A 21,925-nucleotide genomic window follows, 5' to 3' on the forward strand; every position below is an offset into this window, starting at 1 on the left:
CCCCGCCGTTTTTGTTTGTGTGATTGGCGCTGGCTTCGCCTTGGTAGAGGCCAACCTTGGTTGGCACCGTTGATTGAATGCACGCGGGCACGCCGGTGCCAACCAAGGTTGGCACCTACCAGAGCGGGTCTATCTCAGGGTTTCGGCGCGAACTGCAGGCGGGTCCACACGCCGTAATGATCCGAGGCCCAGCGACCGCTGTCGTCGGGCTGGTCGAACAGCAGCTTTGCCTCGCGCGCGACCATCTCGTCCTGCTGGAAGAAGATGTGGTCGATCCGCGAGGGCGCCTGGTAATAGTGCCGGTTCAAGGTGCTGACCCCGGCCAGGTCCGTATTGACGTGCACGCTGCCAAAGCTGTCACCGTAACGGCTGCGCAGCGCACTCAGGTCGCCGGCATCCACCAGTGCATTGAAGTCGCCCGCGATCACCACCGGCGCACCGGCCGAGGTGTCACTGATGAAGCGCAGCAGGTCTTCCACCTGGCTGCGGCGGATGCCCTGGCCACGCTCGTCGCTGCGCTCGTTGAGGTGCGTGGCGTAGACATTCACCGGCGTTCCATCGACATCGATGCGCAGATGGGCGACGGTACGGTAGTCATCCAGCGGCTGCAGCAGGTGATCGCCGCGAGCCAGGATCGGACGGCGGGTCAGCAGCGCATTGCCGTAGCGCTTGGGTGCCCCGACCGGATCGGTGGACACGAACACGTACGTGTAGCCGAGTTGGCTGGCCAGCCACTGCGCCTGGTTCCGCACGTTGCGGCGCTGGATCACCTCCTGCAGGGCAACCGCATCCGGCTGCAGGCGCTTGAGCTCGGCCAGGATGGTGCGGCGACGACTCGGCCAGTCTTCGCGGTCGTGATGCAGGTTGAAGGTGACCATGCTCATGCCGGGCGCATTGGCCACCTCAGCCGACGCGGCGGTGGCTGCAGGCTCGACCGCCATCACCATGCCCGGCAGTGCCATTGCAATCGCCAGCCCCAGGGCACGCACCGACGTGCGTACCTTCGCCCGCTGCAGCTTCATCGTTACTGTCCCTTGCGTTCGGCGCGGCGCACCGCGCTCGGCACGTCGATCTCGACCCGCGCCGGCAACTGGTGCACGTGCAGTTCCTTGTTGATCCACTCAACCGCTTCACCGTTGACGGTGGCATCGCCCGGATCACCGCTGTACGGCCAGGGCAGCACCACGCCGCCCACCGGCGGTACCAGGCCCGGCTGCAGCTCCAGCACCAGCTGCTTGTCACTGCGCTGCAGGCGGTAGTTCAGCTGGCCCTGCGGCGTGCGCAGGCCCTGCACGGCGATGCCCTCGCCCTGCAGCCACGCGGCGGGCACGCCGGCGGCCAGCACCAGTGCGTCGTCCATGTCGCGGTTGTAGGCGAACATGTCCAGCGCCGAGCGCACGAAGTCCGAGGCGACCCAGGCGTGCGGCAGGTCACCGACGAAGAACGGCTTGCGCGGCGTGCGTGACACCACTTCCGCCCATTGGTTCCAGGCCTGCGGCGCACGGTCATTGAAGAAGAACCCGGTGGCCTGCCAGGCACGGTCGCGCCAGCCCAGGCGCACGAACGCGGCCACGTTGCGCCACTCGTACGGGGTGTAATCCTTCCACTCGCGCTTGCCATCGCGGCGGGCCACGAATTCCTTCCAGTAGCGCTCGAAGGTTGCTTCCAGCGCCTGCTGCGGCAGGCTGCCCTGCTCACCGCCAGGGGCCAGCGCGATGGTGGTCGAGGTCGCATCGAAATCGCCCAGCTCGGCCGAGCCCGGCAGGTAATCGATGTTGTGCTGCTGCATCGCAGACAGCAACGACGCCTGCAGGTCATCGCGGAACTGGTCGCGCGATTCGGCGATCTGCATCGCCTCGAGCTTGCCCAGCTGGGTCGCCAGCAGCGCAGCGTCCTTGTAACCGCGCAGTGCCCAGAAGTTGTCCCAGTACGAATGCATCGGCTTGGCCGAATAGCCTTCGTGGCTGATCGAGGCCGGCATCATGCCGTAGAAGGCCGGGTTGCGCGCCCGGTTTTCCTCGGTGCGCTCGCTGGCGCGCAGTTGTTCCATGTAGGTATAGGCGCCCTGCACGTGCGGCCACATCAGTTCGACGAAGGTGCTGTCGCCGGTATAGCGCCCATATTCGGCAATGCTGTAGATCAGCTCACCATGGCTGTCGTTCTCCGGCACCGGGTCGCTGCCGCGCGCGTCGACGCAGCACGGCACCTTGCCGTTCTCGAACTGGTACGGCGCATACCAGTTGATGTAGTCGCGCACGGCGTCGCTGCGGCCCATGCGCAGCAGGCCTTCGGAAATCATCGCGCCATCGCGGATCCAGCTGCGCGCGTAGGAACGCGTACCCGGCTGCAGGCGCGGCCCAACGCGCGAGATCAGCATGTGCGCCACCGCGGTACGCAGGGTGTCGACCAGCGCCTGGCCGGCTGCCGGCACCTGCAGCGAGACCACGCCCAGCTTCTGTCGCCACTGCTCGGCCACCTGTGCCTGGGCCTTGGCCACATCCAGCGCTCTGGGCGCCCAGCCACCGGTCTGCGGCAACACCACCGCCACTTCGCGGCTCTGGCCGGGCTCCAGCTTGATCGTATACATCAGCGCGCCCGACGCCATGCCGGTGCTGTCCTTCACCGCCGTGGTGGCCGGGTACTTGCCGCTGGCCAGATGCATCGCATCGAGCTTGCCGTCGAACGTGCTGGCGAAGCGCGCGTCCGGCACCTGCAGCGGGTAGATGCGCGGCTCGCCGTTGACGCGCACCAGCTGTTCGCCGACATCCAGCTCATCGATGCGGCTGAAGCCGCCGACGGTGTTGAGGAACTGGGTCGGCGGGTTGACCTGCCAAGGGCGGATCGCCAGTGCCAGGGTGTACTCGTGCGCGACCTTGTCCGGATTGCTCAGCCGGTAGCGGCCGATCAGCTGCGCGCGCTCCGGCGTGCCCTGCACGAAGCTGGTCACGGCCAGGCCGACCTTCTCGTGTACCCAGTCGACGTTGGCGATCGGCAGATAGTGGTCCTGCAGCGACTGGGTGATGGCCACTTTCGACCAGTCCAGCAGCTTGCCATCGAGCCGGATGAACGGTTCGATGCTGAAGCTGCCCTTGGCCGGCTCCAGTGCGCCGTCTTCGCTGATCAGCGCCTGCTCCTGGCCGCCATCGAGGCCCAGCAGGGTCCAGTACGGCTGTTCACCGACATAGGCGCGCGGCAACGCACCGCGCGGCAGGTCGGCAGCCACCGACGACAGGAACGCATTCGGAGTGGCAGCGAAGGCCAGCGGCTTGAGCGCGATATCGCGGATGCCGTAGCGCCAGTTCGGGCCGTCCTGCAGGTCGAAGCGCACGTAGCGTGCGTCAGTATCCGGCAACGCCAGCCAGTCGCGGCCACCGGCACCACTGGTCACTTCGCGTACGGTGCGCCAGTCGCGGCCGTCCTCCGAGGTGCGCACGGTATAGCGGCGCGCTTCCAGGTCCGGCAGCCAGTCGATCACCGCACCGCCGATCTCGCGGCTCTTGTGCAGGTCCAGGCTGATGGTCTGCTGCTTGACGCCCCCGCTGATCCAGAACGTATCGCTCTTGCCGTCGATCATGCGGTCCTGCAGCGCGGTGGCGGTATCGGCGATCACCGATGGCACCAGCGCTGAATCATCCTGCGGCGGCAGGCCCTGCAGGGTCAGCCTGTCGAAACACACCGTGCCCCGGCCGCCGACCTTGCTGTAGATCGTGAACTCGACCGCGGCACTGCGCGCCATCTCCTTCTCGGGCGACGGCCCCCACGCCTTGTCGATCTGCCGGCGGCGGTACTCGACCGGCGTCCACGCCTTGGGGAAGCTGTAGCCGGGGCGGTTGACCCACCACACGTTGTCACCGCTGGCGTCGATCAGCTTGAACTGCAGGTCATTGCCCGGCGAATCACCGCGCAGCTGGAAGCCGAAGCGATAGTTGACTGGGTACTCGATGTTGAGCGCGCGACGGATGCCGACGTAGCCGGAGACCTTGTGGAAATCGTAGTCGAGGCACAGCGCGCGGCCACCACCGGCACCACTGACCGGGCGCAACGAACCACTGACCTGGTCGGACAGGACCAGTTTCCAGGCGCCGATATCGTCGAAATCGTCCAGCACTTTCGGTGCCGGCAGCGCCGGCGGCGCGGCGATCGCCAGGGAGGCCCACAACAGGCCCAGTCCAACGGCGATCGCTCGCTTCATCCTTTGACGCTCCCCAGCAACAGACCTTGGATGTAGTACCGCTGCAGCACCAGGAACAGCGCCAGCACCGGGACCACGGTGACCACCGCGCCGGCCATCATCATTTCCACGTCCATGATGTGTTCGCGCGAGAGGGTGGCCAGTGCCACCGGCAAAGTGTAGTGCTCCTGGTCGGTCAACACGATCAACGGCCACATGAAATCGTTCCACGCACCCATGAAAGTGAAGATCGCCAGGGTCACCAGCACCGGCTTGAGCATCGGCAGAACGATCTGGAAGAAGATGCGCAGCTCCCCTGCCCCGTCGATGCGCGCCGCTTCCAGCAGCTCGTCCGGGATCGAACGCGCGTACTGCCGCACCAGGAAAATGCCGAACACGCTGGCCAGCGCCGGCACGATCACGCCGCCGAAACTGTTGACCAGGCCCAGCTGCTTCATCAGCAGGAACAGCGGCAGCATCGCCACCTGCGCCGGGATCACCAGCGCGGCCATCAGCACCTGGAACAGGCGCTCGCGGCCGACGAAGTTCAGCTTGGCGAAGGCATAGCCGGCCATGGTGTTGAGCAGCAGCGAACCGATGGTGATGCCCAGCGACACCAGCAGGCTGTTGGCGAAGTTGCCGCCCATGCCGGTGCGCGCGAACAGCTCATGGTAGTTGTGCGTGGTGATGCTCGAAGGCAGCAGCGGCGGCGGGAAATGGCTGGCCTCGCCCTGCGGCATGAACGACACCGACACCATCCACAGCAGCGGCGCCAGGCTGACCAGGGCCAGCACCAGCAACGCACCATTGATCATCCACGGGTACCAGCGCGACTGGCCGATTTCACGACTCATACCAACTGCCTCTTGCGGCCGAAACGCAGCATCACGGTGGTCACCGCCAGGATGATCAGGAACAGCAGGAACGCCACCGCGGAGGCGCGTCCCAGGTTCCACCACTTGAAGCCTTCCTCGAACATGAAATACAGCACGCTGACGGTGCTCTGCAGCGGGTCGCCACGGGTCATCACGTAAGGCTCTGCGAACAGCTGGAAGTAGCCGGACACGGTAATCACCCCGACCACCAGCAGCACCGGGCCGAGCATCGGCAGGGTGATGTGCAGGAACTGCTTCCAGCGCGAGGCGCCGTCAATGCGCGCGGCCTCGTAAAGGTCATGCGGGATCGCCTGCAGGCCGGCCAGGAAGATCACCATGTTGTAGCCGAAGTTCTTCCACACCGCGAACAGCATGATGGTCGGCATCGCCCAGTTGGGATCGCCCAGCCAGTCGATCGGGCTGATGCCCAGATGGCCCAGTCCGTAGTTCACCAGCCCGTAGCTGGTATGGAACAGGTAGCGCCAGATCACTGCCACCGCCACCAGGGTGGTCACCACCGGGGCGAACAGCGCGGTGCGGAACAGCGCCTTGAAGCGCGCTGCCGGTGCATTGAGCAGCATCGCCGCGCCCAGCGACACGCCGATCGACAACGGCACGCCGATCAGCACGAAGTAGGTGGTGTTCCACAACGACTTCCAGAACATCGGTGTCTGCAGCAGATCGATGTAGTTGCCCAGGCCGACGAAGCGCAGGTTGCTGCTGTCAGCCAGCGCGTAGAGGTCGAAGTCGGTCACGCTCAGCGCCAGCGCCGAGGCCACCGGCAGGCCGAAGAACACGCCCAGCACGATCAGCGAAGGGCCGGCGAAGATCCAGCCGGCAAGTGAAGTACGTTTCATTGCGCGCTCCCGGCGGCCACGGCACTGCTCGATTGCGGCGACGGCGCGCGCTGCTGCAGGCGTTGTTGTTCATGCATCCAGCGGCGCTTGGCCAGCACCTTGTCCACGCGCTGGTCCAGCTCTTCCACCGCCTTGTCCTGCGGCAGGCCACCACGCACCACCTTTTCGGTGACGATGCGCATTTCCTGCACGATGCGCTCCCATTCGAGCACCTTCGGCGTCGGTTTGACCCGCTCCAGCTGGTCACGGAACGCAACCGCCAGCGGATCATTGGCCAGCGATGGCGCATTCCAGGTACTGCGGCGCGGCGGCAGGTCGCCGATGATCGAATGGAAACGCGCCTGGATTTCCGGCCGCGACAGGAACTCGATCAGCTTCCACGAGGCCTCCTTCTGCTGCGACTTGCGGAAGATCACCAGGCTGGTGCCACCGGCGATGCCGGCCCCCGGGCCATCCGGACCCGGCAATGGCGCGGTACCCCACTGCCCTTCCAGCTCCTTCGGCTGCAGCTTCTTGAACTCGCGGATGTTCCAGGGCCCGGAGATGTAGAACACGTTGAAGCCCCGGAAGAACTCGTCCCAGACGTTGGAAATCTGCGTCTCGGACATCTTCGGCGCCCAGCCCTGCTCGAACATGTTGGCGTAGAAGGCCAGCGTGCGGCGGAACCCCGGGCTGGCGAAATTGCCGCGGGTGTCATCGTCGCGCAGCAGCGGATCGGGCTGCTGCAGCGCCAGCGACAGCTGCTGCTCGAACTCGTTGATCGGCATCAGCACCGCGTAGCGGTTCGGCCCCTGCATCTTCTTGATCGCAGCCATCTGCTCGTCCCACTCCTGCCAGGTGCGCGGCGGATGGTCGTAGCCGGCCTTGGCCAGCAGGTCCTTGCGGTAGTAGATCAGGCGGGTATCGACATACCACGGCACGCCGACCAGCTCGCCATGGATCACGTTGGTATCCCAGATGCCCTGGAAGTAGTCCTTCGGGTCCACCACGGACGAGCGCTGCACGAACGGCTGCAGCGGCGTCAGCGCGTCGAGTTCGGCGAACTCGGGCACCCAGGTGTTGCCGAGCTGGCATACATCCGGCAGGCCGTCGGCGGCGAACGCCGTCAACAGTTTCTCGTGCGCGGCGGTCCAGGGAATGTTCTGCACATCCACCTTGATGCCGGGGTTCTCGGCCTCGAACTCGTGGATCAGCTCGCTGACTACTTCGGCCTCGCGGCCCATCGCCCAGAAACGCACGGTGGTGGTGCCCGGCTCGGTGCGGGCGCAGCCGGCCACGGCCAGTGCGGCCAAGGCAGGCAGCGCCCAGCGGCGCAGGCGGTCGATCCAGTTCGGCATCGGGTTACTTGCCCTGGCCTGTGGTGCGGTTGGCATTGTTCTTCTGTTCCTGCGCGGCAGCCGCGCGTGATTCGGCGATACCCACCGCGCGTGCCGCCGCGGCCTTTTCGTCCTTCTGCAGTTCCAGCGGCTGGAACGAGCCTTCCGGCGCCAGCCAGCCACCACTGAACCCGGCCCGTTCCAGCCCCTTGCGGATGTACGGGTTCTTCTTCATCACTTCCCACACGAAATCATTCCGGTAGTTGGCGATCATGGTCAGGATCGGGCCCTGGTCGATGGCGATGTAGTCGCTGGCGACCCAGCCACGATCCGGCACCAGGCGGCCGGTCTTGATCGGAATGTCGTAGTTGAAGCTGGGATTGAACGAATCCAGGAAACCGTAGCTGGAATAGATGTAGTCGCCATAGCGCTTGTGCATCTCCAGCGTGGCCGGGATCACCTGCTCGGGCGCGAACACCACCGACGCGATCGCGGCGGTCGGGGCGATGGTGCCGTCGTCGAAGTTCTCGCGCAGGCCGGCGCCGCGCGAAGAGTAATGGCGGAACTGGCGCTGCTCGCCGCGGTATTCCTGGGTGGTGTTCTGCGGGCCGTCGCTGGCGGTCAGGCCCCACACGTTCTCGCCGTAGTCCTTCCACTGCATCGGATTGGCGATGGCGTACTCGCGCTGGGCCAGCGCGGCCGAACGGCTGTTGAGGAAATAGGTGCTGCCGCGCTCGCGCATGTACGCGTCCTGGATGTCGCGGAAGTCGATCCAGACGTGGCTGTACTGGTGGCCGAACAGCGGGCCGAAGGACAGGTACTCCTGGCCCTGGTAGACACCCCAGTCGTTGTCGTAGGTCCGCGTCCATACCGTCCAGGCATCCGGGCTGACCGGGTGCGTCGGCGAGCCCAGAGCGAGGATGTAGACCATCATCGCCTCGTTGTAGCCCATCCAGTCGTGGTCGATGAAGCCGCTCTCGGGGAACCAACCCATCGAGATCAGCGGTGCACGCTGCTGCAGCCACGGCCAGTCGATCTTCCTGTACAGCGTATCGGCGATCTGGCGGATTTCCTTCTCGCGCGGATCGTCGCCATCGTAGTACGACTGCGCGAACAGCACGCCCATCATCAGCAACGCGGTATCCACCGACGAAAGCTCGACCCAGCTGTCGTAGCGCCGGCCTTCCTGCATGTCCAGGAAGTGGTAGTAGAAGCCCTTGTAGCCGGCCTTGCCGGTGCGCTGCGGGCCCATCGGCACGTCGCGGAAGAACTTCAGCGTGGTCAGGGTGCGGTCGATCGCCTGGTTGCGGCTGACCCAGCCGTTCTCGATGCCGATCGGATAGGCGGTCAGCGCGAAGCCGACCGAGGCGATGCTGGCGAACGGCCGCGACGGATAGCGGTCCGGGGTCAGGCCGTTGATCTCGTTGGTGGTGTCCCAGAAGAACTGGAAGGTGCGGCGCTCGATGTCGTCGAACAGCGGCGGCAGCTCCGGCTTCATCGGCCGCGGCGGTGCATCGGCCTCGATCAGGATCACCGGCGGCCGCGGCTTGGCAGGCTCCTGCTGGGCCGGCTGGCAGGCGGCCACGGCCAGGCTCAACGCTGCGGCGGACAACAGATGGCGTGCCTGCATGGCGCGGTTCCTCCGGTGGTCTGATCGATGGGAAAGCATAACGTCCAATGATCTGAAATCGTTTACAAGGTGCAGGCTGAAAAAACCACGAAAAACGTGGTTTGACACCGCGATCATTGCCCACGCCGCTGCCCCCTGGCCGGCAGCGGCGTGGGCAATGGACCGGCACGCGGCCGGCCATTGCCGTTGTTCATCCTGCCGATGCCGCCGGCGGACCGGCGGCATCGGAGTACTGCTGCAGGCTGGACCGCTTAGAAGCGGAAGCCCACTTCAGCCTTCACCTGGCGCGGCGTACCGACGATGTCGCCGGTCTCGTTGTAGCTCGCGGTCAGCTTGCCGTTCTTGTAGTAGTTGTAGTTCGAGAAGTTGTCGAAGTTGAACACGTTGATGATGTCGATACGCGCATACAGCTCGGTATCGCCCGGCATCTTGAACGTCTTGGTGGCCTGCAGGTCGACCGAGCGGTAGCCGAAGATCTTGCCACCCAGCAGGAACCGGCCATTGCCACCCGGAACCGCCGCCATCGGCGTCGGCAGGTCGAAGCCGTTGGCCTGCGGCACGCCGTACCAGTCGTTGATCGCGGTCGGGGTGGCCAGGGTCAGCTTGCCACCGAAGGTGATGCCCCAGAAGCCCGCGTACGATCCGGTCACCACCAGGCGGTGGCGCGGCGCACCGTTGGAGCGGATGGTCGGGTAGTCACCGATCACGCCGCGGTCGAACGCGTAGTGCTCGCTGATGTCACGGTTGTGGCGGGCGGTGGTCCAGGTGTAGGCGATCGAGGTGCCCCAACCGCTTTCCTGGGTGAACGGCTTCTGCGCCGACAGCAGGATCTGGGTGGCGCGGGTCTTGATGCCCTGCTGGCCGATGATCAGGCTGCCGAAGCCCGGCACGTTGCAGCTCCAGGCCTGGCCCAGGCCGGCCTGGGTACCGCCGCACAGGCGCGGGTCATCGAAGAAGTTGCCGGTCGGATAGCGGTTGCCCAGGGTGAAGGCGAAGCCATCGTAGGTCAGCGTGCGCGAGATGGTGGCGTCGGTCAGCCACTCGCCGATCTGGTTGCTCATGCCCAGGCTGAACTGGTCGGCGTAAGGCACCTTCAGGTTGTTGTTCAGCAGGTCCACTTCCAGGCCGGCATTGCTGGTCGAACCGACCAGGCTCTGCAGGTTGCCGATGCCGTTGAGCAGGTTCGGATTCCAGTCATAGCAGGCGGCGTTGCCCTGGAAGCACTGGCCGGTGGCCGGGTTGCGGAAGTAGATGGTCGGCTGCGGCAGCGCCAGCTTGGTGGTTTCCAGCTGCAGGTAGTCGAACAGGTCGCGGTCGTAGGAACGGCCCGCACCACCGTGGATCACGTGCTGCTCGTCGGCATTGATGTCATACGAGAAGCCCAGGCGCGGCTGCCAGGCATCCTTGAACGCCTTGCGGTTGTGGCCGTTGCTGATGTAATCGTTGATGTTCAGGCCGCTCAGCGCCAGCGTATCGGCGTAGCTCTGGCCAGCCGCAGCACGCGGGTCCTGCGCGAACAGCGCATTGACCACTTCCGGCGGGGTCACGAAGTCCAGGTAGGACGGGTTCTTCTCGTAGTCCCAGCGCAGGCCGAGGTTCAGCTGCAGGTGGTCGTTGACCTGCCAGTCGTCCTGGATGAACAGGCCGATCTGCTTGACCTTCGAGCGCACTTCGCCGGACACGCCGGACACGCCGGTCACCGGCTTCACGAACTGCGCCTTGTACGGAATGCTGTCCGGGAAGGTCGGGTTGTCGATGGTGTAGTAGAACTGCGGATTGATCTGCGCCGCGTCGGAGGCGTACAGGTCGATCTGCTTGTACTTGGCACCCATCTTGATGGTGTGGTCACCGGCCCACTGGATGCCATCCAGGGTCAGGTTGTCTTCGATCGACCAGCCCTTCTGGCCCTTCACCTGCGACGACATCGCCGACGAGCCGCCGATCGAGACGATCGGGCGCTCTTCGTTGGCGCCGTCCGGAGCGGTGTAGTTGAAGCCGTTGCCCATGCTCAGCGGCTTGGGATTGTTGAACGAATCCTCGTGGGTGACCATCAGCTCGTTGTAGTAACGCTCACCGCTGTGGTTCCAGCGCAACGCGTAACGACGGTCGGTGTTCTTGGTTTCCTTGCCGTGCATCGGCGCGGTCTGGTCCGAGAACTGCTGCTGGGTTTCGTCACGGTCCTGGAAGGTCAGTTCCAGGCGGTCGTTGTCGGTCGGCTCGAAGTCGATCTTGCCGAAGATCAGGTCCTGCTGGAACGGCTGGCTGGCCGGGCCCAGGCCCGCCTGTGCGTCGGCCGGCACGCGGTCGGCCTTGCTGGTCACCGCGCCGTGCGGCGCGATGGTCACCGGCAGGTCGAAGCGCTTGGCTTCATAGGTGACGAAGAAGTGGGCCTTGTCCTGGATGATCGGGCCGCCCAGGGCGAAGCCGTATTCCTTCTCGGCCGAGACCATCTTCGACTTGTTCGGCTGGCGCTCGGCCGGGGTCATCGCACGCATGTCTTCATCGGTGTAGCGGTAGAACGCCTCACCCTTGAACTCGTTGGTGCCCGACTTGGTCGCCGCGGTGACGGCGGCACTGGAGACCTGGCCATACTCGGCCTTGTAGTTGCCGGTGATGACCTTGTACTCGCCGATGGCCAGCTGCGGGAACGGGTTGCCCGCGCTGCCGGACTGGCCGGCGACGCCGCCGCCCTTCACGTAACTCTTCTGGCCCACGCCATCGATGTAGACATTGGTGCCATCGGCATTGGTGGCACCGCCGCGCAGCGAGGTGTTGCCCTTGGCATCACGGGTGAAGATCATGCCCGGAACCGCGTCGGCGAACTCCAGGAAGTTGCGCGAGACCTGCGGGGTGGTCTGGATCTGCTGCAGACTGACGGTCTTGCCGACTTCGGAGGTGCGCACTTCCTGCAGCAGGGTCGGCGCGACGACATTGACGGTGTCGAGGTTGGTCGCTGCGGTCGAACCCGGGGTGCTGCTGGCCGCACCGGCGAAGTTCAGGGTAGCGGTCGAGGCCACGGTGACGGTGACCTTCTGCGACTGGCCATTGGCGACCACGTCATAGGTACCCGGATCCAGGCCCATCAGCGAGTAGCTGCCATCGGCACGGATGGTGCCGCGGCGGACGGTGCCGGTGGCCACGTTGGTGGCGGTGACTTCGGTGCCTGCCTGGGCGCCGGCCACCTGGCCACGAAGGCTGGCATTGGCCGACTGCGCCATGACGTTCGGAGCGGCGGCCAGCATCAAGCAGCTGACCAGTGCGGTGCTCAGCAGCCGGCGTGCCGGCGTGCGGAAGGTGGTGTGCATCATCAACTCAATCTCCGGGTGGCGGTGACCGCTTGCGCGGTCCCTGCGATCAATCAAAAAAGAAGGAACGCCTCTGGCTTCAACGGCCGGATGGCGGAGTGGTGGAATCGCGAACTATCAAGCGGGGAACCAGGGTCTGCTTGTCCCCTGTCCCGTCCGTGGAGGTGCCGTCCATCAACTGCATCAGGCGCGTCATGGCCCGATCGCCAAGCTCGGCGATGCTGACCTGCATGGTGGTCAGCGACGGGTGGACGAAACGCGCCAGTGGAATGTCATCGAAACCCGCCAGGGCGACATCGGACGGCACATGGACCCCTGCCTGGGTGAACGCATACAGGCAACCCAGGGCCATCATGTCGTTGGCGGCGAACACGGCATCGGGCAGCGCTCCGGCTGCCAGCAACTCCTGACCGGCACGATGGCCGGAAGCTTCGTCGAAATCACCGGGCAGCTCGATGCCCTCGGCGCCACTGCCGAATGCGGCCAGCGCGTCACGGAAGCCGCGCAGGCGCTCGCGCGCGTCGAAGTTGAGGTCCGGGCCAGAAATGAACGCAATGCGGCGGTGGCCGGCATCCAGCAGGTGGCGGGTCATCGCCATCGCGCCAGCATGATCGTCGATGCTCAGCACCGGGTGGTCCTGCCCGGGCAGATAGGTGTTGATCAACACCGTCGGCAGCGACTGCGGCAGGTTGTCGGTCAGGAAGCCCGGGCTCTCGGCATAGGGCGACAGCACCAGCAGGCCGTCGACGCGGCCGCGCATGGCACGCAGGGCCGCGCCCTGCTGCTCCTGGTCACCGTGGTAGCTGGACACCAGCAGGTGCTGGCGGCGGTTGCGGGCAACGTTGTCGATGCCGCGCATCAGCTCGGAGAAGAATTCGCCGTACAGGTCCGGAAGCACCACGCCCACCGTATTGGTGCGGCGGCTGCTCAGGCTGCGGGCGGCGGCGTGCGGGGTGTAACGCAGCCGCGCGGCCACCTCCAGCACAAGCTGGCGGACCGGTTCGGCGACATTTTCATGCCCGTTGAGCGCGCGGGAAACCGTGGCCACGGAGACCCGGGCTTCGCGAGCGACGTCTTTGATTGTGATAGCTGCCTTGTTCACGAAGCCGCCCTCCACGGCTTGGACCTACCAGCATTGGCGCGGAATGTAAGCGTTTCCATCTGGGCTTGTAAACAGTCCGTTAGGCGAATGTCCTGAAATGGACATGGAAATCTGTCCATGGCGGGGCCCCGCAGGGACCGGCCAGGACAGTGCGGGACAAGGGCTCAGCCCTGTTCTGACGGGGTCTGTGCGCGGATGGACAAGGCGTGGATATCGGTGTCCATCATCGACCCCAGCGCGGCGTAGACCGCGCGATGCCGGGCCAGCGGGCCCAGTCCGGCGAAGCGTTCACTAACCACATGCACGTTGAAATGGCCGCGCCCGTCGCGCGCGCCGGCATGCCCGGCATGGCGATGACTGTCGTCCTCGATCTCGAGCACGCTCGGCGCCAGTGCCTGTTGCAGCGCAGCACGCATCCGTTCGATCCGTTCCGCGTTCACGGCAGGACCTTGCGGAACGGACGCACCTGCACGCGGGTGTAGACGCCTGCGGCCACGTACGGGTCGGCATCGGCCCAGGCCTGGGCCTGTACCAGCGATTCGAACTGCGCGATCACCACCGAACCACTGAAACCGGCCGGGCCGGGGTCTTCGCTGTCCACCGCCGGGCACGGCCCGGCCAGCAGCAGGCGCCCCTCGTCACGCAGCGCGTGCAGCCGCGCCAGGTGTTCCGGCCGCGCCTGCAGCCGTTGCGCCAGCACGTCCTGGCCGTCATACCCTTCGATCACATACCACACCGGCATTTCCTCGCTTGCGTTGTCGGGTGCGCAGATTCTAGCCAATGCGGCCGCTGCCCCGGCCCGGCTGGACACTGGCGCGACAAAGGCTTACCCTAGACTCCATTGCACGTGGCTGGATGCAGCAGCCCGTCGGTTTTTGCGGCCAACGCAGCCCCCGACGACCGTCCCGCTGCTTCAAAACCGGACCATCCGGCCGGGCCACGTAGACGACCTCCCCGTAGTTCTGTCGCTGCCGTTCCCTGCGGCGCGTCCTGCTGTTTGATATGTGTGGAATCGCGCCGATCCCGGCGTGTCTGGTGCCCTGGGGCTCCGTGGCGCAGGCCCGGCGATCCCGGTGCCGCGACTGGTCCGTTGCAATCCTGATGTCCATTAGATGACTTCCGAACTCGCGCTCGACGCGAACCCGCCAACCCGGCCGCCCGCCCCCCAGCAGCAGGAAATGCCGCTGGCCGTGGTGCATGGGCAACCGGTCCTGCAGATTCCGCAGGACCTGTACATTCCGCCGGACGCGCTGGAAGTCATCCTGGATGCCTTCGAAGGCCCGCTGGACCTGCTGCTGTACCTGATCCGCCGGCAGAACCTGGACGTGCTGGACATCCCCGTGGCCGAGATCACCCGGCAGTACGTGGAATACATCACCGTGATGCGCGAGCTGCGCTTCGAGCTTGCTGCCGAGTACCTGGTGATGGCCGCGATCCTGGCCGAGGTGAAGTCGCGCATGCTGCTGCCGCGCCCGGTCAGCGAGGAAGGCGACGAAGCCGACCCGCGCGCCGAACTGGTGCGCCGCCTGCAGGAGTACGAACGTTTCAAGCAGGCCGCCGAGGACATCGACGCCCTGCCCCGCCAGGACCGCGACACCAGCCTGGCACACGCCTTCATGCCCGAACGCGCTACGGTGAAGCTGCCGCCGCCGGTGGACCTGAAGGAAATGCTGCTGGCGCTGCACGACGTGCTCAAGCGCGCCGAGCTGTTCAGCGGCCACGCCATCAAGCGCGAGGCGCTGAGCGTGCGGCAACGCATGGGCGAAGTGCTCGGCCGGCTTGAAGATGGCAAGTTCTATCGTTTTGAAGGGCTGTTCACTGCTGAAGAAGGCAAGCTGGGCGTGCTGGTCACGTTCCTGGCAGTGCTGGAACTGGCCAAGGAACAGCTGCTGGACATCGTCCAGGAAGAACCGCTGGCGCCGATCTACGTGAAGTCGCTGGCGGCCGGCAACACCAATGCCCCGCTGCAGTTCAGCAGCGAGTTCGACGACAACGACGCCGCCAATGCGGACGAGTGAGCGCTGACTGCCGATGGATCAATCGCTGATCGACCGCATTGTCGAGGGTGCCCTGCTGGCCTCCAGCCAGCCGCTCACCCTGGCCCAGCTGAAGGACCTGTTCCCGGAAGAGGAACCGGCACCGCCGGGCAGCATCGAACGTGCGCTGGAACGCCTGCGGGAAGCCTGCGCAGGCCGCGGCGTGGAACTGGTCGAGGTCGCCTCCGGCTTCCGCTACCAGGTGACCGGAGAAGTGCATGGCTGGATCAGCCGGCTGTGGACCGAACGCAAGACCCGCTACACCCGCGCCACCCTGGAAACCCTGGCGCTGATCGCCTACCGGCAGCCGATCACCCGCGGCGAGATCGAACAGGTGCGTGGCGTGGCGGTCAGCAGCAACATCATCCAGGCGCTGGAGGAGCGCGAGTGGATCCGCGTGGTCGGCCACCGCGACGTACCCGGCAAGCCGGCCCTGTTCGGCACCACCAAGGGCTTCCTGGACTACTTCGGCCTGAAGCGCCTGGACGAACTGCCGCCGTTGTCGGAACTGAAGGACCTGGGCGAGCTGGACCCCCAGCTGGCCCTGGACCGCGACGTACCGGCCGCCGCCGGTGCTGACGGTCCGGACATCTCGGCCGGCGCCGATGGCGCTGCCGCGAACGATGATGCCGGCAGTGCCGGCAGTGACACCCCCGATTCCGCCGATGCAGCCCCTGCCTCGGCCTCCGATGAGCAAGCACCTTCGCCCTTCGATGATGGGCATCCCGATTCCGCGCCGGGCGAGCGCGCGGTGCCAGTGAACGAACGCGAAGACAACGCCGTCGCGATGACGACCGTGGCTGTTGACCAAGCCGATTCCGAACCAGAGGCCGACCTCGAAACCGTCGGCCGGAGCAAAACTGATGAGTGACACCCCCCGTAACAAGCTCTCGCTGAAGCGCGAAGCCACCTCCGAACAGTTCAAGCTGGAAGAGCGCCTGCACAAGGTGCTGGCCCAGGCCGGCCTCGGCTCGCGCCGCGCGCTGGAACAGCGCATCGCCGAAGGCCTGGTCAAGGTCAACGGTGAAGTCGCGCAGACCGGCATGTCGGTCAAGAGCGGCGACAAGATCGAGCTGGACGGTCGCGGCTTCGTCGCCACCGCCCTGGCCGAACCCTCGCGCGTGCTGGTCTACAACAAGCCGGAAGGCGAAGTGACCACCCGCGAAGACCCCGAAGGCCGCCCGACCGTATTCGAATCGCTGCCGCCGCTGAAGGGCGCGCGCTGGATCGCGATCGGCCGCCTCGACATCAACACCACCGGCCTGCTGCTGGCCACCACCGACGGTGAGCTGGCCAACGCCATGATGCACCCGTCGTTCGAGGTCGAGCGCGAGTACGTGGTGCGCGTGCGCGCCCCGGAAGGCGAGGAAAAGGTCTCCGACGCCATCGTCGACCGCCTCTCCCGCGGCGTGGCACTGGAAGACGGCCCGGCCAAGTTCGACGAGATCGAGCGCATCGGCGGCACGGATTCGCACGACTGGTTCCGCGTCGTGGTGAAGGAAGGCCGCAACCGCGAAGTGCGCCGCCTTTGGGAATCGCAGGGCTGCCAGGTCAGCCGCCTGAAGCGTACCCGCTATGGCAAGGTCAGCCTGCCGCGCGAACTGGCCCGCGGCCATTCGGTGGAACTGGGTACCGCCCAGGTGGAAGCCCTGCGCGCGCAGCTGAAGCTGGAAGAAGGCGCGCCGTCGGCACTGACGCTGCAGCCGGTGATCGGCCAGCGCCGCGCCGCCAAGACCACCGTGCGCGTGCGCGAGGGTGGCCGTGGCAATGCCTACGTCAACGGCCACAACACCGCTGATGAAGGCCGCGAGCTGCGTCGCTTCGACAACGTCCGCGAAGATCGCGGCCGTGGTCGCGGTGGCAAGGGCGGCGGTTTCAAGGGCGGCCTGACGGTCAGCGGTGAAGCCGCGGCCAAGCAGTCGCAGAAGCCGTTCAAGCAGCGCGCGCAGAAGAACGACCGTTCGCTGCCGGAAGGCAATCCGGCCGCGTTCCGCACCTGGTACGTGCCGGATGGCGTGAGCACCGGCCCGAGCGGCCATCGCAACGCCGGTCCGGGCGCGCGTGGCCCGGGTGCCCGTGGTCCGGGTGCAGGCGGCCAGGGCCGTCCGTACGGCAAGCCGAAGGGTCCGGGCGCAGGCGCCGGTGGCGGCCAGGGCCGTGGCGGTTTCGGTGGTGAAGGCCGTGGTGGCGCCGGTGGCGGCCAGGGTCGTCCGGCCGGCGCGGGCAACCGCTCGCAGGGCCAGGGCAACAAGCACCCGTACGGCCATCCGGGCAATGCCCCCAGCTTCCCGTCCGACCACGCGACCCCGGGCTTCAACCCGTACGGCAGCCCGAAGCCGGCACACGGCGCCCGTCCGGGCGGCCGTGGTCCGGGCGGCGGCAACAACCGTGGTCCGGGTGGCAATCGTGGTCCCGGTGGTCCGGGTGGTAACCGTGGCCCGGGTGGCCCCGGCGGCAACCGCGGTCCGGGCGGCCCGCGCCGCAGCGGCCCGCGCGGCGGCTGATCGCCGATACGCTTGAAATGAGAAACCCCGGCTCCGGCCGGGGTTTTTCGTTGTGCAGAAAAGGGGACGGAGGGAATTAAGTCGTTTTTGCCACAGTGCGCGCCGAACGGCAAAAACGACTTAATTCCCTCCGTCCCCTTTTCGCGGGTTCAGCGGCGCCGGATCACGAACGAGGAGCCGTCCACACCCAGGTCCCAGCCACTGCCGCTACCGGCCAGCGCCAGCGACACGTCGCCCTTGGTCATCGCCACGGCACCACCGGAGCGGATCGCGCCGGCGTGCGCCCCCAGCGCCACGTACTTGCCGAGCAGGTCGTCCAGCGAATAGGCGCCGGTGAAGCGGCCCTTGCCGTCGACGATCTTCGATTTGCCAACGGTCAGGCCACCGCCGGTGACCTTGATGCGCACCGGAATGCGCGCGCCGTTGGTGCACTGGATGGTGCCGGTACCCGAGGCGGTCTTGTAGAACAGCGACCAGCCGGACAGGTTGTAGCGCAGGTCGCAGTCGATGTTGCCGGCCGCCTGCGCCGCAGGAGCGGTCAGCGCGGTGGCGAGCAGGCCCAGGGCCAGCAGCAGGGAGAATTTCATGGTGTCATCCGGTGGGAAGGCAGCACTCAGGCGCGCTCGTCCAGGTGGAAGGCATCGGCATCGAGCATCGCAGGGAAGCGTGCGCGGTGCGCGGCCAGCGCCTCGGCAGAGATCGTGGTGGTCACCACCTGCTCGCGCTCGCGGATCTCCACCTGCGGCTGGCCAAGGAAATCAATCACGGCACTGTCGCCAGCGTAATGCAGCTGGTTGCCGTCCACGCCGATGCGGTTGACCGCCGCCACGAAGCACAGGTTCTCGATGGCCCGCGCACGCAGCAGCGTCTTCCACGCGTAGGCACGCGCCGACGGCCAGTTGGCGACGAAGATCTGCAGGTCGAAGTCCAGCTGCCCGGGGCGTTCGACGTCGTAGCGGTTGCGGCAGAACACCGGGAAGCGCAGGTCGTAGCAGACCTGCGGATTGATCCGCCAGCCCTTCCATTCCACGCTCAGGCGCTCGCGGCCGGCGGCATAGCGCTCATGTTCGCCGCCGTAACGGAACAGGTGGCGCTTGTCGTAGTACTGCAGTTCGCCGTCCGGCGTGGCAAACAGCAGGCGGTTGTAGACGCCCTCGCCCTCACGCAGCTGCACGCTGCCGATCACCGCCGCGTTCAACGCCTTGGCCTGCTCACGCACCCAGGCCACGGTCGGGCCGTCCATGCCTTCGGCCTGGGCAATGGCGTCGTTGGAGAAGCCGCTGGTGAAGGTCTCCGGCAGGATCACCAGGTCCGTGCTGCCAGCCAGCGGCGCCAGCAACGCACCGTAATAGGCACGGTTGCCGGCCGGGTCGTGCCAGCGGGTATCGCCCTGGACGAGAGAAATGCGCAGGTCCTGCATGTTCAGCTCTCCACTCACAGCAGGCGCAGGCGTTCGATCGCCGCGTCCATGGTCGCTTCGTTCTTGGCGAAGCACAGCCGCACCAGGCGCTGGCCGGCCGGCGGGTTCTCGTAGAACGGCGACAGCGGAATGGCGGTGACGCCCTTCTCGATGGTCAGCCACTTCACGAACTCATGGTCCGGCAGGTTGCTGATGGCCGAGTAGTCGACCAGCTGGAAATAGCCGCCCGGCACCGGCAGCGCCTTCAGGCGGGTGCCGGCCAGCTGCTCGCGGAAGCGATCGCGCTTGGCCTGGTAGAACGCGCCCAGCTCCAGGTGATGCTCGGGCTCGTCACGGATCATCGCGGCGAAACCGTACTGTGCCGGGCCGAAGCTGGTGAAGGTGTTGTACTGGTGCACCTTGCGGAACTCGGCGGTCAGCGCCGGCGGCGCGATCGCATAACCGATCTTCCAGCCGGTGCAGTGGTAGGTCTTGCCGAAGCTGGAGATCACGAACGCACGCTCGCGCAGCTCCGGGTAGCGCAGCGCCGATTCGTGGCGGCGTCCGTCATAGATGATGTGCTCGTACACCTCATCGGAGATCAGGTAGATCTGCGTGCCGCGCAGCAGCTCGGCCAGCGCCTGCATGTCCTGCGCCGACAGCATCGCGCCGGACGGGTTGTGCGGGGTGTTGACGATCAGCATGCGGGTGCGCGGGGTGATCGCCGCACGCACGCGATCCCAGTCGACGGCGAAGGTCTGCGGGTCCAGCGACACATGCACGGCCTTGGCGCCGGCCAGGTCGATCGCCGGCTCGTAGCAGTCGTAGGCCGGGTCGAGCACGATCACTTCCTCGCCGGCACGCACCACGGCGTGGATGGCGTTGAAGATGGCCTCGGTGCCGCCGCTGGTGACGGTGATCTCGCTGTCGGCATCCACCTGCGCACCGTAGCAGTCCAGCGCCTTCTGCGCGATGGCCTGGCGCAGCGGCGCCACGCCGGTCATCGGCGGGTACTGGTTCAGCCCGGCGGCCATCGCCCTGGCGGTTTCATCGATCAGGCGCTGCGGCGCGGAAAAGTCCGGGAAGCCCTGGCCGAGGTTGACCGCGCCATGTTCGGCAGCGAGCTGGGACATCACGGTGAAGATCGTGGTACCGACCTTGGGCAGCTTGGTGTTCGGTTGCATCGGCCTGGGCTGTGGGGGAACAGACCTGCGAGTTTACGCAATCCGTGCTTCCGTAGTGCCGGCCGCTGGCCGGCAACAGCGGCCAGACAACCGGCGCCGGGCGAACTGCCGGCCAGCGGCCGGCACTACCACGGGCATTCGCCGCTACAATTGCCGCCGCACTCCGGCATGAAGATCCCTGCCCCTTGAACACCCCTGCATTGCTGGCCGCCAGCGGCCTGAGCTTCTCCCGCAATGACGAGCCCGTGTTCGGCCCGCTGGACTTCCACGTGGACGCCGGCGAAGCCCTGCTGGTGCAAGGCGGCAATGGCGCCGGCAAGACCACCCTGCTGCGCGTGCTGGCCGGCCTGGCCCGGCCCGGCGCGGGCCAGGTGCGGATCGACGGCAAGCCGGCCAGCACTGCCGAGCGCGCGCGCTACGTCGCCTACCTCAGCCATCTGCCGGCCTTGAAGCCGGATCTGGATACGCTGGAGAACCTGCACTTCCTGTGTGGCCTGCACGGCCGCCGTGCACGGCAGATGCCCGGCAACGCGCTGGCCATCGTCGGCCTGGCCGGCTACGAGGACACCCTGGTCCGTCACCTGTCCGCCGGGCAGAAGCGGCGGTTGGCGCTGGCGCGCATCTGGCTGTCGCCCGCACCGCTGTGGCTGCTCGACGAACCCTACGCCAACCTCGACCTGGAGGGCATCACCCTGGTCAACCGGATGATCTCGGCGCATCTGCGCGCCGGGGGCGCGGCGCTGGTCACCACCCATGGCGCCTATGCCGCCCCGCCGGTACGCACCCGCCAGCTCGACCTCGGCGGTGCCGCATGATCGCGCCGGGCACCGAACCGGGCCTGTGGCAGACCGCGGGCGCCCTGCTCAAGCGCGACCTGCGCCTGCTCTGGCGCCGTCGCGGCGATGCACTGCAGCCGCTGCTGTTTGCCGTGCTGGTGGTGGTGTTGTTCGCATTGGCCCAGGGCCGCGAGCCGCAGCTGCTGGCCGCCACCGCCGGTGCGGTGCTGTGGCTGGCGGTGCTGCTGGCCGGCCAGCTGTCGCTGGATTCGCTGTTCCGTTCCGATGCCGAAGACGGCTCGCTGGAGCAATGGCTGCTGGCGCCGGTACCGTTGGCGTGGCTGGTGCTGGTGCGCGTGCTGCTGCACTGGGCGACCACCGCGCTGCCGTTGATCGTGGTCAGCCCGTTGCTGGCGGAAATGCTGCATCTGCCGCATGACCAGCTGCCGATGTTGCTGGCATCGTTGCTGCTGGGAACGCCGTTGCTGAGCCTGATCGGTGGCGTGGTCGCCGCGCTGACCGTAGGCATCCGACGCTCTGGTATTCTCGTGGCGTTGCTGTCGTTGCCGCTGTACGTACCGGTGCTGGTGTTCGGCGCGGGCAGCCTGGCGGCAGCCGGACGCGGACAGGATCCGGTCGGTGCGCTGCTGATGCTGGGCGCCGGCCTGCTGGTCGCGCTGGTGCTGGCACCGCTGGCCACTGCTGCTGCAATACGTATTTCTCTGAGTTGACCGAGCTGAGAGCCAATCCACCCCTGCTGGATAGCCGCC

The 21,925-nt window shown here is 66.6% G+C and carries 18 protein-coding genes; 5 read left to right on the forward strand and 13 right to left on the reverse strand.

The annotated features are described in order from the left end of the window. Positions 1–134: 134 nt before the first annotated feature. The 10 genes from K5L94_RS14995 to K5L94_RS15040 all read right to left on the reverse strand — a co-directional run bounded on the left by K5L94_RS14995 (position 135) and on the right by K5L94_RS15040 (position 13,992). Positions 135–1,022: an endonuclease/exonuclease/phosphatase family protein gene (locus K5L94_RS14995; protein ID WP_053450280.1), complete on the reverse strand. Its 888-nt coding sequence runs from the start codon at positions 1,020–1,022 to the stop codon at positions 135–137. 2 nt (positions 1,023–1,024) lie between these two features. Then, positions 1,025–4,192 carry a discoidin domain-containing protein gene (locus tag K5L94_RS15000; protein WP_274510790.1) on the reverse strand — a complete coding sequence of 1,056 codons (3,168 nt, stop codon included), beginning with the start codon at positions 4,190–4,192 and terminating at the stop codon, positions 1,025–1,027. Further along, positions 4,189–5,025, reverse strand: a complete 837-nt coding sequence (locus tag K5L94_RS15005; RefSeq protein WP_006456347.1) for a carbohydrate ABC transporter permease — start codon at positions 5,023–5,025, stop codon at positions 4,189–4,191. The genes K5L94_RS15000 and K5L94_RS15005 overlap by 4 nt, the downstream gene beginning before the upstream one ends. Continuing rightward, entirely contained in the window at positions 5,022–5,903 is an 882-nt protein-coding gene (locus tag K5L94_RS15010) for a carbohydrate ABC transporter permease (protein ID WP_005410323.1), read from the reverse strand. Before K5L94_RS15010 ends, K5L94_RS15005 begins: the two co-directional genes overlap by 4 nt. Further along, the gene (locus K5L94_RS15015) at positions 5,900–7,240 is read right to left on the reverse strand and encodes a sugar ABC transporter substrate-binding protein (RefSeq protein WP_274510794.1); all 1,341 of its coding nucleotides are present in this window, start codon (positions 7,238–7,240) and stop codon (positions 5,900–5,902) included. The genes K5L94_RS15010 and K5L94_RS15015 overlap by 4 nt, the downstream gene beginning before the upstream one ends. 4 nt (positions 7,241–7,244) lie before the next feature. Beyond that, the gene (locus K5L94_RS15020) at positions 7,245–8,849 is read right to left on the reverse strand and encodes a glucoamylase family protein (RefSeq protein ID WP_053450284.1); all 1,605 of its coding nucleotides are present in this window, start codon (positions 8,847–8,849) and stop codon (positions 7,245–7,247) included. Between the two features lie 251 nt (positions 8,850–9,100). Continuing rightward, a complete protein-coding gene (locus K5L94_RS15025) occupies positions 9,101–12,157 on the reverse strand; it encodes a TonB-dependent receptor (RefSeq protein WP_274510795.1) in 3,057 nt (1,018 codons plus the stop codon). Positions 12,158–12,233: 76 nt separating this feature from the next. Beyond that, positions 12,234–13,271, reverse strand: a complete 1,038-nt coding sequence (locus tag K5L94_RS15030) for a LacI family DNA-binding transcriptional regulator (protein ID WP_006456453.1) — start codon at positions 13,269–13,271, stop codon at positions 12,234–12,236. A gap of 149 nt (positions 13,272–13,420) precedes the next feature. Further along, positions 13,421–13,672 carry a BolA family protein gene (locus K5L94_RS15035; protein WP_053450286.1) on the reverse strand — a complete coding sequence of 84 codons (252 nt, stop codon included), beginning with the start codon at positions 13,670–13,672 and terminating at the stop codon, positions 13,421–13,423. 20 nt (positions 13,673–13,692) lie between these two features. Then, complete coding sequence (locus tag K5L94_RS15040; protein ID WP_049456038.1) at positions 13,693–13,992, reverse strand: YciI family protein; 300 nt, start codon at positions 13,990–13,992, stop codon at positions 13,693–13,695. A 376-nt stretch (positions 13,993–14,368) separates the two neighbouring features. Here K5L94_RS15040 and K5L94_RS15045 point away from each other — a divergent pair, with 376 nt between their 5' ends. The 3 genes from K5L94_RS15045 to K5L94_RS15055 are packed head-to-tail and all read left to right on the forward strand — an operon-like array spanning position 14,369 to position 17,796. After that, positions 14,369–15,274, forward strand: a complete 906-nt coding sequence (locus tag K5L94_RS15045; RefSeq protein ID WP_006456456.1) for a segregation and condensation protein A — start codon at positions 14,369–14,371, stop codon at positions 15,272–15,274. A 13-nt stretch (positions 15,275–15,287) separates the two neighbouring features. After that, entirely contained in the window at positions 15,288–16,163 is an 876-nt protein-coding gene (gene scpB, locus K5L94_RS15050; RefSeq protein ID WP_180879742.1) for an SMC-Scp complex subunit ScpB, read from the forward strand. Beyond that, the gene (locus K5L94_RS15055) at positions 16,156–17,796 is read left to right on the forward strand and encodes a pseudouridine synthase (RefSeq protein ID WP_008268505.1); all 1,641 of its coding nucleotides are present in this window, start codon (positions 16,156–16,158) and stop codon (positions 17,794–17,796) included. Before scpB ends, K5L94_RS15055 begins: the two co-directional genes overlap by 8 nt. A 149-nt stretch (positions 17,797–17,945) precedes the next feature. Here the strand turns inward: K5L94_RS15055 and K5L94_RS15060 are convergent, their stop codons facing one another. Genes K5L94_RS15060 through K5L94_RS15070 form a run of 3 tightly spaced genes read right to left on the reverse strand, consistent with a single transcriptional unit; the run spans position 17,946 to position 20,379 of the window. Further along, positions 17,946–18,383 carry a hypothetical protein gene (locus K5L94_RS15060; RefSeq protein ID WP_274510796.1) on the reverse strand — a complete coding sequence of 146 codons (438 nt, stop codon included), beginning with the start codon at positions 18,381–18,383 and terminating at the stop codon, positions 17,946–17,948. Between the two features lie 26 nt (positions 18,384–18,409). Further along, on the reverse strand, positions 18,410–19,216 hold the full coding sequence (locus K5L94_RS15065) for an amidohydrolase (protein WP_274510797.1): 807 nt from the start codon (positions 19,214–19,216) through the stop codon (positions 18,410–18,412). Positions 19,217–19,230: 14 nt separating this feature from the next. Next, a complete protein-coding gene (locus tag K5L94_RS15070; protein ID WP_180879746.1) occupies positions 19,231–20,379 on the reverse strand; it encodes a pyridoxal phosphate-dependent aminotransferase in 1,149 nt (382 codons plus the stop codon). A gap of 185 nt (positions 20,380–20,564) precedes the next feature. On the opposite strand from K5L94_RS15070, the gene ccmA reads away from it, so the two are divergent. Next, entirely contained in the window at positions 20,565–21,194 is a 630-nt protein-coding gene (ccmA, locus tag K5L94_RS15075; protein WP_049456031.1) for a heme ABC exporter ATP-binding protein CcmA, read from the forward strand. Next, positions 21,191–21,886: a heme exporter protein CcmB gene (gene ccmB / locus K5L94_RS15080; protein WP_006456616.1), complete on the forward strand. Its 696-nt coding sequence runs from the start codon at positions 21,191–21,193 to the stop codon at positions 21,884–21,886. Before ccmA ends, ccmB begins: the two co-directional genes overlap by 4 nt. The last annotated feature ends 39 nt before the right edge of the window (positions 21,887–21,925 follow it).

This window comes from Stenotrophomonas forensis, assembly GCF_028752115.1.
Taxonomy (GTDB): domain Bacteria; phylum Pseudomonadota; class Gammaproteobacteria; order Xanthomonadales; family Xanthomonadaceae; genus Stenotrophomonas; species Stenotrophomonas forensis.